The 14755-nt window shown below is 51.0% G+C and carries 13 protein-coding genes; all 13 read right to left on the reverse strand.

Features of this window, described 5'->3' with window-relative positions; all coding sequences use genetic code 11:
- Positions 1-26: 26 nt before the first annotated feature.
- The 13 genes from QOR60_RS05305 to QOR60_RS05365 all read right to left on the reverse strand — a co-directional run bounded on the left by QOR60_RS05305 (position 27) and on the right by QOR60_RS05365 (position 14747).
- Positions 27-401 carry a hypothetical protein gene (locus QOR60_RS05305; protein WP_283582326.1) on the reverse strand — a complete coding sequence of 125 codons (375 nt, stop codon included), beginning with the start codon at positions 399-401 and terminating at the stop codon, positions 27-29.
- Positions 402-578: 177 nt separating this feature from the next.
- Positions 579-1142, reverse strand: a complete 564-nt coding sequence (locus tag QOR60_RS05310; RefSeq protein WP_283582327.1) for a redoxin domain-containing protein — start codon at positions 1140-1142, stop codon at positions 579-581.
- A gap of 99 nt (positions 1143-1241) precedes the next feature.
- The gene (locus QOR60_RS05315; protein ID WP_283582328.1) at positions 1242-2126 is read right to left on the reverse strand and encodes a LysR family transcriptional regulator; all 885 of its coding nucleotides are present in this window, start codon (positions 2124-2126) and stop codon (positions 1242-1244) included.
- A gap of 697 nt (positions 2127-2823) precedes the next feature.
- Complete coding sequence (locus QOR60_RS05320) at positions 2824-4119, reverse strand: adenylosuccinate synthase (protein WP_283582329.1); 1296 nt, start codon at positions 4117-4119, stop codon at positions 2824-2826.
- A 162-nt stretch (positions 4120-4281) separates the two neighbouring features.
- A complete protein-coding gene (locus QOR60_RS05325) occupies positions 4282-5061 on the reverse strand; it encodes an alpha/beta fold hydrolase (protein ID WP_283582330.1) in 780 nt (259 codons plus the stop codon).
- Positions 5042-6472, reverse strand: coding sequence for a citrate lyase holo-[acyl-carrier protein] synthase (gene citX, locus QOR60_RS05330; protein ID WP_283582331.1), 1431 nt, complete (start codon positions 6470-6472; stop codon positions 5042-5044). The genes QOR60_RS05325 and citX overlap by 20 nt, the downstream gene beginning before the upstream one ends.
- Before the next feature lie 94 nt (positions 6473-6566).
- On the reverse strand, positions 6567-8102 hold the full coding sequence (gene citF / locus QOR60_RS05335) for a citrate lyase subunit alpha (protein ID WP_283582332.1): 1536 nt from the start codon (positions 8100-8102) through the stop codon (positions 6567-6569).
- Positions 8092-8997 (reverse strand): citrate (pro-3S)-lyase subunit beta, encoded by a 906-nt coding sequence (gene citE / locus QOR60_RS05340; protein WP_283582333.1) that lies wholly within the window; start codon positions 8995-8997, stop codon positions 8092-8094. Before citE ends, citF begins: the two co-directional genes overlap by 11 nt.
- Before the next feature lie 2 nt (positions 8998-8999).
- The gene (citD, locus tag QOR60_RS05345) at positions 9000-9290 is read right to left on the reverse strand and encodes a citrate lyase acyl carrier protein (protein WP_283582334.1); all 291 of its coding nucleotides are present in this window, start codon (positions 9288-9290) and stop codon (positions 9000-9002) included.
- Entirely contained in the window at positions 9280-10332 is a 1053-nt protein-coding gene (gene citC, locus QOR60_RS05350; RefSeq protein WP_283582335.1) for a [citrate (pro-3S)-lyase] ligase, read from the reverse strand. Before citC ends, citD begins: the two co-directional genes overlap by 11 nt.
- Before the next feature lie 208 nt (positions 10333-10540).
- Positions 10541-11482, reverse strand: a complete 942-nt coding sequence (locus QOR60_RS05355) for a DMT family transporter (protein ID WP_283582336.1) — start codon at positions 11480-11482, stop codon at positions 10541-10543.
- A 144-nt stretch (positions 11483-11626) separates the two neighbouring features.
- Complete coding sequence (locus QOR60_RS05360; RefSeq protein ID WP_283582337.1) at positions 11627-13048, reverse strand: DASS family sodium-coupled anion symporter; 1422 nt, start codon at positions 13046-13048, stop codon at positions 11627-11629.
- 247 nt (positions 13049-13295) lie between these two features.
- Positions 13296-14747, reverse strand: a complete 1452-nt coding sequence (locus QOR60_RS05365; protein ID WP_283582338.1) for a basic amino acid/polyamine antiporter — start codon at positions 14745-14747, stop codon at positions 13296-13298.
- Positions 14748-14755 lie beyond the last annotated feature (8 nt).

The raw sequence follows: 14755 nt of genomic DNA on the forward strand, positions 1-14755 counted from the left end.
GTCTTCACCACACCCTCCTTACTCTTCTAACCCAAACGTTGCTGTAAGGCAGCAATTAACTTTAGGAGAACCTGCTGCAACTGGTCATCATGGAAGTAGTAGTACCCGTCCTCTTCCTTGGTGAAGTAGTGCATCTCCATCTTCTTACTAAAGTCCCACATGGCCTTTTCCCGCACCTTCAGGGGAACATCCCGCATCATGTCCATGATCGGCTTTCCCTGCATCACAGGAATGATGTTGAGCTGGTCATATAAATCCTCCGCCTGGTTTGCCGTCACGATCTCCTTAAGGGGAACAACCACCTCATTATATGCTTCCTCTGTTTCTGTCCGCTTAAATTCCGGCAATTCAGTGACCTGATCAGCAAGCTCCGTTAACCGGGTTAAATCTTCCTTTGCCATCCATACTTCCCTCTTTCCCAGGTTATTTCCGCGGAAATAATCCCGTCATTCGTACCTCAATTTTAACATTGATGACGTTTTTCCAGCAAATTGCTCAAAATAAAAGGGGAAACCATCTGTACCAAAGCAATAAAAAAGAACCATGATCTTCATCATGGTCCCCTCTTAACGGAACGCTTATAGTTTCCCTACTAAGTCCATTCCCGGCTTAAGGGTTTTATCACCCGGATGCCAGTTTACCGGACAAACCTGATCGCCGTACTTCCGGACAAACTGCGCAGCCTGAAGCGTCCGCAGAATTTCGTCCACGCTCCGGCCAATCGCCATGTTGTTTACCGTGTATGATTGAATCTTGCCGTCAGGGTCGATGATAAAGACGCCCCGATAGGCTTGCCCAGCCTCTTCGTCAAGGACATCAAACTGCCGCGCTAACTTCCCGGCCGGATCAGCAAGCATCTTGTATTGAATCTTCCCGATTTCTGGAGAGGCATCCGCCCACGCCTTGTGAACAAATTCCGTGTCCTCTGAAATCGTGTAAATCTCGGCCCCCGCCTGCTTGAACTCTTCGTACTTATCCTGAAGTGCTTCCAGTTCCGTCGGGCAAATGAACGAGAAGTCCGCCGGATAAAACAGGAAGATGGCCCACTTTCCTAAGACGTCCTGCTTCGTAACGTCCATGGTTTCGCCTTGCTGGTATGCGGTTACCTTAAAATCGTCAATTTCCTTGTTGATGTAGTTCATCGTCTCACCCCGTTAGAAATTTACTTCGTCATTAGTATACCGCCTAAAAACCCATGATTAAAGTGTTTTGCCTAATAATTCATAATTATTCCAACTGGATTATTCCTGATACTGCCGCTTTAAGAACTGCCACAAGTCATCCGCAGCAGCTGTATGCTCTCCAATTGGCCGAATGAAGCATAATCCAAGGGCAATATTGCGTGGAATGGAAACCACCTGAACGTCGGCGTTCGGCCGGTTCACAACGGACTTCCGCATTAAAAGCCCGACTCCTTCACCGTTTCGAACCGCTTGTAAAATGAGGTCAACCCGGTGTTGGGGCCGGATTTCCCGCGGCTGAACACCGTTCTGGGCGCACACCTTTAATGCGCCATCGTACAATCCCGTTGCCTGATCCAGCGTGTACAGCGGTTCGTCCTGAACGTCCTTTAAGGTAAGGTCCGGCCGGTGCGCCCATTGCCCATCCTTAGCCGTAATCAAGACATACTCGTCATCGTCCACGGGAATGTACTCGAACCGGTCATCCTTACAGTCCTTAAAAATACGGGTAAACATAATGTCCCCCGGATCAGTTGCATTCTGCGGGTTAAAAATATGCTTCGTTGTTTCCCGGAACCGGGCATTAACAACGGGATGTTCCCGAAGAAAATGGGTTACCCGGTCAAACGCAGCGTAGTTAAGCATGGTTGGAATTGTAATCAGGTAAAGTTCATGGTCCCGCTGGTTCCGGAGCCGGTGCATCTGTTTTTCGACCCGCTGGTAGTCAACCAAAAGGCGCTGGACGGCGGGGTAAAGTGCCTGCCCGCTTCCCGTCAGCCGCACTGCTTCGACCTCGCGTTCAAAGAGGGGGGCGCCTAGTTGATCTTCAAACTCACGCATCTGTTCCCGCACCGCGGTCACGCTCATTTGCAGCTGCGCAGCCGTTTCCGGGTAACTCTTCGTTTTTGCAAGCGTTGCAAAAAGTGTTAGGTTTTGGATATCCACTTAATCTCATCCCTTTATATCATCTGGTTTAAATAACCTGCTAATTACAAAATTATCCTTCCACCCTATGATATGGAATTTTATAAAAGCCTGCAATTATTACTAGCAATAAAAAAGAACGTGATGGAATCCACCCTTCCATCACGTTCTCCTCGAACCTATTTGCCCTGCGCAACTGCCAACAATGCTTCCAGTGCTTCCTGATAACTGCATCCTTGTTGGTCCATAATCTGCCGCGCAAGCTCCGCTGCCGATGTGTGTGCCGAGATTACCACGTTAACCCCTCCATGCGTCCATTTATCCGAACATATGTTTCTGTTCGGAACTACGTGTCCTATTCTAACGCGTTCCCGCACCACTGAACACCCCTAACTTTTATTCAAAAAATTTACTTGACGACGAAGTGAGCGTGCCTTTGCGGTCCACCCTCACTCTAAAAAAATTTCCAAGAAAACTTAACAAATTAAATTTCAATTCTTCCCTTTCACCGCTAACATTTCGCAGTGAAACCTTATCTTAGCAAGAACAAACGCACTTCCAGTCAGCCAATTCCTATGCCTGCTTGAAAATGCGTTTTTTACTAGAATTCTTATAAACTAACCATAACTATATGGTTATTGGAACGTTAGTCATCCCATATAACTATAACAGAACAATTTTCTCTACCTATCTTGCAAAAAAGGCAGCCAATTATTCACTACCGGGCCATGTCCCAACAATTTTGCAAGACAATCGTTTGCTCCCTATCCGGGCCAACCGAGAACATCGCAACGGGTACGCCGACTAATTCGGCAACCCGTTTGACGTAGTTCCGGGCATTCGCCGGCAATTCCTCTAGGCTCCGGCAACCGGTAATGTCTTCTTGCCACCCCGGAAGGGTCTCGTAAACCGGCCGGCACGCCGCAATCTCCTTTAAGGTTGCCGGGTACCGGTCAATCCGCTTTCCGTCAAGCTCATACGCCGTGCAAATCTTTAACTCGTCAAGACCCGTTAATACGTCTAAACAGTTCAGGCACATGGCACTCAGTCCTGCCACCCGCCGGGAATGCCGCAGCACGACCGTATCAAGCCAGCCAATCCGCCGGGGCCGTTTGGTAACCGTGCCGTACTCATGGCCCCGCTCACGGATGTAATCACCCGTCTGATCCATCAATTCCGTCGGGAACGGGCCCGCTCCCACACGGGAAGTGTATGCCTTGCAGGCACCACAGACCGCTCCAATCTGTTCGGGGCCAACCCCGTTACCGGTTGCTGCTCCGCCGGCAATTGGGTTGGACGACGTAACAAACGGGTAGGTCCCGTGGTCAACGTCAAGCATTACTCCCTGGGCGCCCTCAAACAGGACGTTTTGTCCCGCACTCAGGGCATCATCAATGACAACCGCCGTGTCACAAACAAAGTCCTTAATCTGTTGCCCGTATTCATAGTATTCATCAAAAATTTCATCGAATGACAGCGGGGCTTCGCCGTAGATCTTCGTGAATAGCTGATTCTTTGCGGCCAAATTCTGCTTGAGTTTTGCCGCAAAGGTCTCCTTATCAAGAAGATCCGCTACCCGGATCCCCACCCGGGCAGCCTTATCAACGTACGCCGGGCCAATCCCCTTCTGGGTCGTGCCAATCTTACTATCCTGCTTAGCCTGTTCCTGTAATTTATCGAGAAGAATATGGTACGGAAGAATAACGTGGGCCCGGTTTGAAATGCGGAGGTTCGTCGTATCAATTCCCGCCTGATGAAGGCTGGATAACTCCGCTACCAGTGACTTCGGGTTTAGCACAACCCCGTTCCCGATCACACACTGCTTATCAGAATATAAAATCCCCGACGGAATGAGCTGTAACTTATGCGTCTTTCCCGCCGCAACAATCGTGTGACCCGCATTATCGCCCCCCTGATAACGGGCAATCACTGCTGCTTGCCGACTCAAAAAATCGGTAATTTTACCCTTACCTTCGTCGCCCCACTGGCTTCCAACAACAACAATCGCTGCCATTTCACTTCACCTCAATAAATCGTTATGTTTCTTACGACCACAACGATTATATCAATAAACGCCCCGATAAACAATTTATCCCGAATTTACGTTTTTAATAAAAATAAAAACCAGCTAAAAGGCGAACATTCTCCCCTAGCTGGTCATCTGTATCCGATTTATTTAGGCAAGAAATTCCTGAACACACCGGTTAAATGCCGCCGGTTGCTCCGCCATTACGCAGTGCCCCGTCTGGTCAATCCGCTGGTGGGTAATCAACTGGTTGTTTTCCGCCATTACGTCGCCAAACGCGCCGTCAAAGAACGGGCTTTGGTTGGCCGTTACCAGTAACGTCGGCACCGTGGTTGCTGCCAAGGCCGCCCGCCAGTCCCGGCGCGCATGGTCATACATCAACGGCATCAGCGTCTTCTGATCAACCGGGTACTGCGCCTTTGCCTCTTTGAGGGCCAGGTAAACCTGGTCATCAACCCCGTTTAAAGTCTCCTTAACGCGGCCAAAAGTGGCGAGTTTTGTCCGGTAATTTCCCCGGGTAATGTCCATAAAACCGTACTCCCAGTCCGGCGCGTTTAACATCTTAGGCGACTGGTCAATGGCCACCGCAGCCCGAACAGGCAGTTGAGGATAGTAATGAAATAGCCCGTAAATCACCGCGGCGCCCATTGAATGGCCCATTAACACGGGGCGTTCCACGTGTAACACCTGCATTAGGGTAACTAAGTCATCAACCAGTTGTTTGATACTCGTTACTTGGGGCTCCCGCGCTGACGCCCCGTGTCCCCGGTGATCATAACTAATTACCTGATAACCCTGTGAAACAAGGAACGGCACCTGCCGCGTCCAGATTTGGCGGTACCCGCCAAACCCGTGAATTAATATTACCGGTTGCCCGTGGCCAACCTTGCTGTAACTGAGCACCGCCCCGTCATTCATCCGTGCTTGCACTGCAAAATTCCTCCTCGATATCCGCCATTAACAACGTTCCACTAACCATATCCGCCACACCGCCAAGGCTCAGATGCCGGGTACTGTACTCCGTTTGCATTTCGTTCAGTAATTTCCGGCCCGCCGGCGTCGTGATTCCCCCCGCTCCAATGATAGCGGCCACCTGCCGCTGCTTTTCCTGCTCAATCGCATCCGTTCCGGCCCGCTTATACAACGTACTGTCCTGAACATGCTGAGCCAACGCTAAAAAGGCGGTAATAATCCGGTCATTTGTGGTTCCCCGTGCTTGTTTGTAAGCTGGTAATCCGACCTCAAAAATAACGGGAAATCCGGCGACAGCCTCGCCCCGTGCGCCTTTTCGGCCAGTTTGCTGGTATTGCGCTTCCCCGGCTGTCTGGGGAGCTTCCTGCTTCATCCGGGTAAAGTCATCCGTTAGGTGGGTGAGAAGCGCCTGGACCCGCCGCTGAATCGTCCTGAGGGTCACCCGCCCGGTTTGCCAGCAGCTTGCCGTTGCGGTTACCAAAATTCCCAGGGCGAAAATGGCTCCCTTATGGGTATTAACGTTTCCCGTCGCCCGCATCATTGTGTGCTCAGCCTGAATTCCATATCGCCGAACCACGTTAAAAAGCGCCGGGTAATCCTTTCCCGCATAATTAATTGCTACCCGCGCACACCGGCGAAAGTATCCTTCTAATGCCAGCGCGCTCCGAACAAAGAGGGGATAGTCCATGTCCGGGTGGGCGCCGTGTTCAACCGGATCAACTAGCCCCGGTTTTGGCCAGGCCGCCGCTTCGTTAATTAACGCCCGCACGGCCAGGGTCGCCAACCGACTTACCACCCGCTCCTTCTCCGTCGCATTCACGGCCGCTGTGATTAACGCTGCCACCCGCTTTTGAAGAGCAGCAACCGAATGGCGCCGGGACCGGCCACAATCCTTAGCAAGCCGGTCACACAATAAGCACCGGCGTGCAGGCAACCCTACTTCTTCCCGGCTAACCGGCCGAATCACATCCTTATCCCTAACAAGAACATCCATGTCAAACAACCGGGCCGCCGGCGTTGCCGTTTCAAACGTTACCGTCAGGCGCTTGGCTGCTTCCGCCGTTATTTGAACCACGTAAAACCGTTCTGGCCCCGTCGGACGGTCGTCTTCTATTTCCGTCCGTAAAACAAGGACGCCCGCTTCCGCTAACTGCTTTTCAAAACAAGCAAGCTCTTCCCGGAAAAACCGACGAATCACCGGGCTCGTCTTAACCGGGCCAGGAATGTTAAGTTTTACCGCAACCACCGTTGCATTGGGAAAAGCTTCCACGAGGCGGCGTTGCTGAGCCGCCCGCCAATCCCGGTTGGCTAATACCGCCGGGATATCCTGCTGGTCCCCCCCAACGAAAACCCTTGCGCTTGTTTCCATTCGTCCCGCTCCTTTCGCTCCTCATCATTATACCCGATAAAAAAAACGAAGCTGTCCGTTTTCGAACAGCCCCGTTGTTTCACCGCAATTTCACCTACTTAATTTCGTGAATTTCGTCAATAATTGATCCGTCCCGGTATTCCATCAGAGCAACAACCCGGTCAGTGTATTCGAGCGGCTTTGGCTTGCCAACAATTTGCTCCGCCTTCTGCTGGAGCTCTTCAATCGTCATTAACGGGAGTCCTGGAACCTGTTTAAAGGCTGCCAGAAGGTCCTGCCGCCGTGGGTTAACGGCAATCCCGACTTCCGTAACCAGCACATCAATGGATTCACCCGGCGTAACCACCGTTCCAACGTGCGGAACGACCGTGGCAATCCGGCCCCGGGTCAGTGGGGCGGAAATAATCGTCATCTTTGCCGTGGCAGCGTCCTGGTGACCCCCAACGGCGCCCCGGATAACCCCGTTTGACCCCGTCATTACGTTAACGTTGAAGTCCGTGTCAATTTCAAGAGCGGACAGGATGCAGACATCCAGTTGGTCTACCATGGCACCCTTGTTGTCCGGATCAGCGTACCATGACGCATCAATTTCCTGCTGGTTCCGGTTATTTTTCATTGAATCAGCGGCGCCCTTATCGAAGTCCTGTACGTCCATTACCCGGTTTACCAGGCCTTCTTCGAGCAGCTTAACGATTGGGGTTGTGATTCCTCCCAGAGCAAACGAAGCGGTGATGTTCTTGTCAATCATTGATTCTCGCAGGTACCGGGCAACGGCCAGCGCAGCCCCACCAGAACCTGTCTGGAATGAAAAGCCCTGCTTGAAGTACGGTGAATGAACGATGACGTCGTTTACCATCTTAGCAATCTTCAGGTCCTTCGGGTTCTTCGTAAACCGCGTTGCTCCGGTTCCAATCCGGTCAGGATCCCCAACCTGGTCAACCTTAACCACGTAATCAACCTGCGTTTGCTTGATTGACGCTGGCGTGTTCGGGTAGTCAACCACGTTATCCGTTAAGAGAACCACCTTATCGGCGTAGTTGGCGTCCATTAAGGCGTACCCAAGGGAACCAAAGACCGCGTCACCTTCCATTCCGTTGGCGTTTCCGAGCCGGTCGGCGTTTGGGACCCCTAAGAAGGCGACGTCAATCTTAATGTCGCCGTTCTCGATGGCCCGGGCCCGCCCACCGTGGGACCGAAAAATAACGGGGTTCGGCAGTAACCCGTGGGAAACCGCCTCGCCTAGGCTTCCCCGCATTCCGGAACTGGTAATGTTGGTGATGACCCCTGCTTTAATCGCTTCAATCACCTTATCGTTCATCACGTTTGTCAGTGATGATGGTGCCAACGTTAAGTTCTTGAAGCCCTGCTTGATGATTTCATCCATTACCTGGTTAAAGATGAAATCCCCTTCCCGCAGGTGGTGGTGGAATGAAATCGTCATTCCGTCTTTTAGGGTCTTCTTCACCACGTCCGCAATGGAATCAACCAGTTTCCCGTCCCCGGTTGAAACGCGCACGGTCGGTGCGGTCCGCTGGATCTCGGGATTCCCAATCGTCGCGTTTTCGAACGGCTTGTAGTCCTTTTCCTTTAACAGTTCGGCTGATAATTCCCGGTTAAGACTATTCTTCAATGTACTCGCCCTCCTCGTTAAGTAAGTGTGACGCCCGTGCTAACCGTAATACCCGCTGCGCCCGGAGAACAACTGGCCGGTCAACCATTTGACCATTCATTGAAATAACGCCAGATCCCTTAGCGTGCGCTTCCTTGATGGCTGCTTCAACGTCAAGGGCATCCTCAACTTCCGCACGGGTCGGTTCGTAAACCTTGTTAACCATGTCAATTTGCCGCGGATTAATCAGGGACTTCCCGTCAAATCCAAGTTCATGGATGTGTTCCGTCTCCCGCTTGAACCCAGCAATATCATTCATGTTAGTAAAGACGGTATCAAACGCTGCGATTCCGGCAGCCCGAGCAGCGTGGATAATCATGTTCCGTGCAAATTCAAGCTCCGCCCCATCTGGGTACCGGTGCGTCTTCATGTCCGTCGTGTAGTCTTCGGCTGAAAGGGCCAGTCCCATCATCCGGTCGGTACTCTCAGCAATTTCAAGGGCCTTCATTACGCCCCGGGCGCTTTCAATGGCGGCCATTACCAGCGTTGAACCAACCTTGCGGCCAAAGTGCTTTTCAGCTTTCTCAACCGTTGCAACGAGGTCGGTCATCATCTTTCCGGATTCAACCTTTGGCAGCCGGATAACATCGACTCCCGCCTTAACCATGGCGTAAACATCCGCCTTAAAGAACTCCGTATCGATTCCGTTAACCCGCACAACCAACTCAGCATCACCGTAGTCCTGGGTTTTTAATGCTTCGTATACTAAAATCCGGGCCGCATCCTTTTCTGCCAAGGAAACCGAGTCTTCCAGGTCAAACATAATTGAATCTGCGCCGTAAATTCCGGCATCCCGGACCATCCCGGCGTTATTTCCCGGGACAAACATCATTGTCCGCCGTAACCGTTCTTCCATTATTAGAGCACCTCCCAGTTTGGCGTTTCACTTGTTCCAAGGGCCCGCTGTGCTGCGGCCATTGTCCGTGCCTTGATTACACAATCCAGCGCACCCTTATCAACGGCCTTAACGTGAGCTCCTTCAATTCCGTACGCTGCCAGCGTTTCCTTAATCACCTTTTCGATTTGTTCGCCGTATAAATCAGCGACTGATGAATCAAGATCAATCGTTAATTCCGGAGCGGCACTAATCGTAATTTGAATATCCGAGGATTCAAGCGTCCCCGCCATTGCAGTCTGCTTAATCTCCATTCTGCCTCATCCTTTCCTGCGCCCGCTGACGCAATTCATCCCAATTTTCTTTCACGTATGCCATCGTAGTTGAAGGAACCAGCCGAGCAACCTGCTTTTCATCACCCGCAGCCAACGCAGCGCGGACCTTTGTCGCCGTTACAACCGTTCCGTCTTCAATTGCCGTCCGGTCAATAATCCGCACCGCAATTTCTGGCGGAAGAATCCGGTGCAACTCTTCGTTGTACACCTCGGTTGTTTTGGAGTACGGCTCACTTCCGAGGTAACGGGCCGTAATGTTCAGCGCCGGCGCAACCTGCTCCTTAAACAGCGTTGCATCAAGTGCTGCCTGGTATCGCCCAACGTTTTGGTCATCCTTTAGGAAGTATGCTGGGAACGTCGCCCCGCTTACCATGTATTCCTTTCCGGGAACAACTAAAACGTTCTTTAAATCAGCCGTCCCAGCTTGCACAAGCTTTGTCCGTTCTGCGGTTGTGAATAACGAAGCATCCTGGCTAACCACAAAAACGTATACCACGTCATTTTCGCGACTTGCTTGTTCAACTAAGAACCGGTGCCCTTTCGTAAACGGGTTAGCGTTCATCACAATTCCGGCGACCCGCTTATCCTGCTGGTCCTTTACCCGGGGAAGCTCCTTCAAGTACGTCGAAATCGTCGGCATCCCGGTTTCAAGGACGGCCCCCATTTCCGTTTGCGCTAGAAGCGTAAACCCAACATACTGAAAGCTCTTCACGTACTGTGGTTTAGTAAACACCATTAGATGAAACTGCCCCTGCTGGGCAGCCGCTGATACAAGCTGACTAACGACCGTATTGAAGGTTGCCCCGTTTTCCTGGTAATCCGGAGCAATCGCGATGTATTTAAGGACGTTTCCCGCAACGGAACCCGTCGCAACCAGTTGATAATTATCAAACCACCCAAAGGTTTGCTCAACCGGTCGGACCTCCCGTTCATTAAAAACGTGGATTCCGTTTGCTTCAAGAAACTGCTGCCAGCGTTTAAAATCACGCTGTCGATGAATATTCATCGTTCGCAACTCCATTCCACCACCTCCTTCGCCATTATTGTAACGCTTACTTGACAGATTGCAAATTTCTGGGTATTCTTTTTTATTTTGGAAAAACGATTCTATTTCGCAAAAAAAGACCGTCCAGATAACAAGGAGGTCGCAACTTACGTCACAACCTCCACGTTTCTAAAATATTATGTTACATGCGGTGATACTGTAGCGCGGCGGCCCCGCACCTTCACTAATCATCAAACGCGTCCTGCTGCAACTGCTTTTCCTCATACTGCCGCCGGCCACGCTGCAACACGTAAATTCCAATCACAACAAGCACCATGCCGCCAACTTCAATCAAGCTTAGTTTAACCCCTAAAAACAGGAAACACAGAATTGATGTCACGGTTGGTTGGACAGCATCCATAATGCTAATAACATCGGAACTAGCAAACTTCGCCGCGTACAGCAGCAGGCTAAACGGCAAAATCGTCCCAGCGATTACGGTCGTCGCAATTGACCCAACTACCGCCAAACTCAGGTGCGGCACCTGAACCCAAAACGGATGGTACAGGTTGAAAAGGATCCCGGCAATCATGGTTCCCCATCCAAGAATTACAATTGGCGGGTTCCCATCCTTAACCAGCGGCCGGGGAAGGGCAACGTAAAACGCCGCCGTTAACCCTGAGCCAAGCCCCCACATCAGGGACGTTACTGAAATGGACAGCTGTCCCAGATTTCCCTTCGTAAGCGCAAGAATGACCCCAACAAGGGCAAGGATAAACGCAATGATGTCCGTCTTTAACGGCCGGTTGCCGATGAAAAGCCCCCCAACCACAATAAAGAGGGGAGCAAGGTACTGCAAAATCGTGGCCGCCGGTGAATTTCCCGTTTGAATTGCCAAGTAAAATGTGTACAGGTTGGCCATTAGCCCAAGAACGGCGTATGCCACCAGCCACATTACTGACCGCCATGACCGGAAAACATCAAAGATTTTACGCCGATAAACCAGCGCACTAATTACTAAGAGAAGGACTCCTGAGCTAAGCGTCCGGGCCGATAAAAGCCAAGCTTCCGGCACCTTTAAGTTGTGTGAAATTAACTGGAGAACCGTTCCTGAAATCCCCCACATTGCGGACGCAAGGGCGGCCCAGAAGATTCCCTTTACAACGTTTTTTCCTGAAGAGTTCATTGCTTACCTCACTGAATTATTGCTTACAGTAATCAACTACCTCCCGATTATATGATAGATTATCTCACATAAGCAAGCGTTATCCACCAAAAAAGGTTGGGGACAACCTCCCCAACCTCTTAGTTTTCTCCATTCAAATGTTAATTACCACATTCCGATCAGTTTCATCCACAGTGGACCAACCAACCCAAAGATTAGCAGGTAAACAATTCCCATTACAACGTTCAGCTTCCACCACGTTGACTGCTTAACGTATCCCGACGTTGCCAGAATAGAAGCCGGGCCGTTAGCGTAGTGCGTGGTTGAACTCATCAGCGCCGTAATGAAGGCCAGCATCATTGCCGCTAACATCGTCGGCACGTGCGCTGCCAGCGCCACCCCTAAGAGGGCCCCGTACATTGCCGTTGAATGGGCAGTGGCACTCGCAAACAGGTAATGGCTGTAGAAGTAGAAAAGCATCAGGGCTGCCAACACAACAATCCAGTTAATTCCGTGTAGCATGCCCCCAAAGGCCTTAACCATCCACGGAATGAAGCCCATCTTGGTCAGCTGGGCCGCCATGAAGACCAGGATTGATAACCAAATCAAAACGTTCCAGGCACCCGTTTCGTTTAACAGGTCCTTTACGCTCAAAACACCCGTAACAAGCAGTAGGACAATGGCTAAGAACCCAACGGCGTAAGCTTCAATTCCAATAAAGCTTGAAACCATCCACAGAACTAGCGTCAGAATAAAGACAATTCCCATAATCTTTTCGGATGTCTTCATTGGCCCCATTTCGGCCAGCTTATCCTGCGCCCATTCCTTGGCGTTCGGTGTTTCCTTAACCTTTGGCGGGAAAATCTTGTAAATCAAGAACGGAACCAGCAACAGGCAGATTACTCCTGGTAAAACGCCGGCAGCAAACCAGCCAAACCAGGTAATGTGAACACCCAGCTGCTTGGCAAGGGCTACAACAACCAGGTTTGGCGCCATCGCCGTCATGAACATTGCACTTGTAATCAGGTTAATGTGGAATTCTGTAAATACCAGGTATGACCCAATCTTCCGGGCTGATTCCCCGTTATCTGGCTGGGAATCAAACGTATCAGCAAGGGAAGCAACGATTGGGTACACGATCCCACCAGCCCGGGCCGTGTTACTTGGCGTTGCAACCGACGTTACCAGGTCGACCCCAGCAACGGCGTATCCTAACCCCAGCGACCGTTTCCCGAACCACTTAATGAAGTTCAGGGCAATCCGCCGTCCAAGCCCGGTCTTAATGAAACCCCGCGAAATCAGGAAGGCCATGGCAATTAACCATGCCGCTGAGTTACTGAAGGCTGCCAGGGCTGGTTTCATTGGAACAAGGCCAGTGAAAATCATCAGCGTAAATCCAATTAGGGTAACTCCCGCAATTGAAATCGGCTGCGTGATACAACCCACAATCGTGGCAATAAATAGTGCTAACATGTGCCAGGCAACGACCGACACACCCGCTGGCCGGATCGGTGCCGTGAACCAGATAATTAACCCAATCACAATTGGAAAAATAAATCCCTTATACTTGACCTTTTCAAGTCCCATAATCGTCACTCCTCCTTAAGAGTATTAGTAAAATAAGAGCACAAGCACAATATAACACATTTTTTCACAAATTGTTGTTATTTGCCAAAATAAGTGCCATTTTTCACAATTTAAAAAAGAAAATCCGTTTCATTATGTAAATAGTACTGCCTTAACAGCCCGGTTATCCCTCACCAATTCAAAGAAATCCCCAAACCTCAGCCCTTTCCAGCCAAGATTTGGGGACATATTATTCATTGTTACTTAATTAACAGTAATATACCAGCACGGCGCCCACCGCGATAATAATAATCGCCGCAGCAAACCACCGTTCCCCCCGCGTAAAGACCGGCTCACCGGGAGCCTGCTCGTGTCGGGCCTTGATGAACAGCGGAATTCCCAGCGCGTATACGACAAAGGCAATCATCACGTACTTCACACCGGATACCAACCCCATCATCACGGTATAAAGCACGGCCAGGATTCCGGTAATTAACGCACCAATCCGCCCCTTATTTCCCGGGTAATTATCCGCCCGCAACGCTAATTTCACCAGGTAAAGGGCGCTAATCATGTACGGCGGAACCGTCATCGTTGCCACAACGGTATATGCTAACTGGAATGCATTGTTAGCAAAGTGGGCGACCAGGAGGACCACCTGCATTAAAACCGTTGCCGCGAGGAGTGAAATTACCGGAACGTGGTTTTTGCTTTCCCGGGCAAAGATTCGCGGAAAAGCCCCGTCCTTAGCGGCGGCATACGGCATTTCCATCAACATCATCGTCCACGTTAACCAGCATGAAAAGACGGAAACCAGCAACCCACCAGCCATAATCACCCGGCCAGCAGGACTGTGCAGTGCCATTGTCAACAGCCCCGCCGTTGACGGCGACCCGACCTTAGCGATTACGCCGTACGGTTTCATTCCCATTGGTAATAAGGAAACTAGCATGTAGAGTGCCAAACACCCGAAAAAGCCAATGGCCGTCGCTTGCCGAACAGCCCGCTGAGACTTTGCCCGGTCAGATAACACAACGGCCCCTTCAATCCCGCCGAACGCCCACAGCGTTGCCGGGAGGGCCAGGATAACCTGTTTTCCCAGGTGACCCATTGCGGGCATGGCCGCCGTAAACGACCGCGTTGCCGTGAAGTTTGTACTAAACCGAATCCAGCGGAACTGCGCCGCAACCGCAATAATAAAGATGGCGACCGCCGCTAACCGGACAATCGTTCCTACCAGGTTCACCCAACTTGCCTGCCGAACACCGAATAGGATAATTAGCGACATTCCCCAAAGGACAATACTGCCGCCAATCACTGCCGCCCAGTTATTTCCCCCGGGGAAGTCCCCCGGGAAAAAGTAGTTAAGCGTACTCATCAGTAAGATGGCGTAGGCAACGTTGGAGAAACTCTCGCACACCCAGTAACCCCACGACACAAAGAAGCCAGTAAACTTACCGAACCCCGCTTCGCCATACTTGTACAGTCCGGTCGTCAGGTTCGGTTTCAGTTCCGTCAGCTTAAGAAACATTGACGTTACAAACCACATTCCAATCCCGGCAATGGCCCACGCCAAGATGGTTCCGAGCGGGCCAGCACACGCGGCCATGTTTTTAGGTAAATCAAAGATTCCCCCGCCAAGCATGGCGCTCAAAACAATGGCACTGAGCCCAATTACGCCGAGTCGTTCGCCCTGCTTACTATTATTCTGTTTTTTCATTAGTGGTC

It is taken from the genome of Ligilactobacillus hohenheimensis (assembly GCF_947381805.1).
Classification (GTDB): Bacteria; Bacillota; Bacilli; order Lactobacillales; family Lactobacillaceae; genus Ligilactobacillus; species Ligilactobacillus hohenheimensis.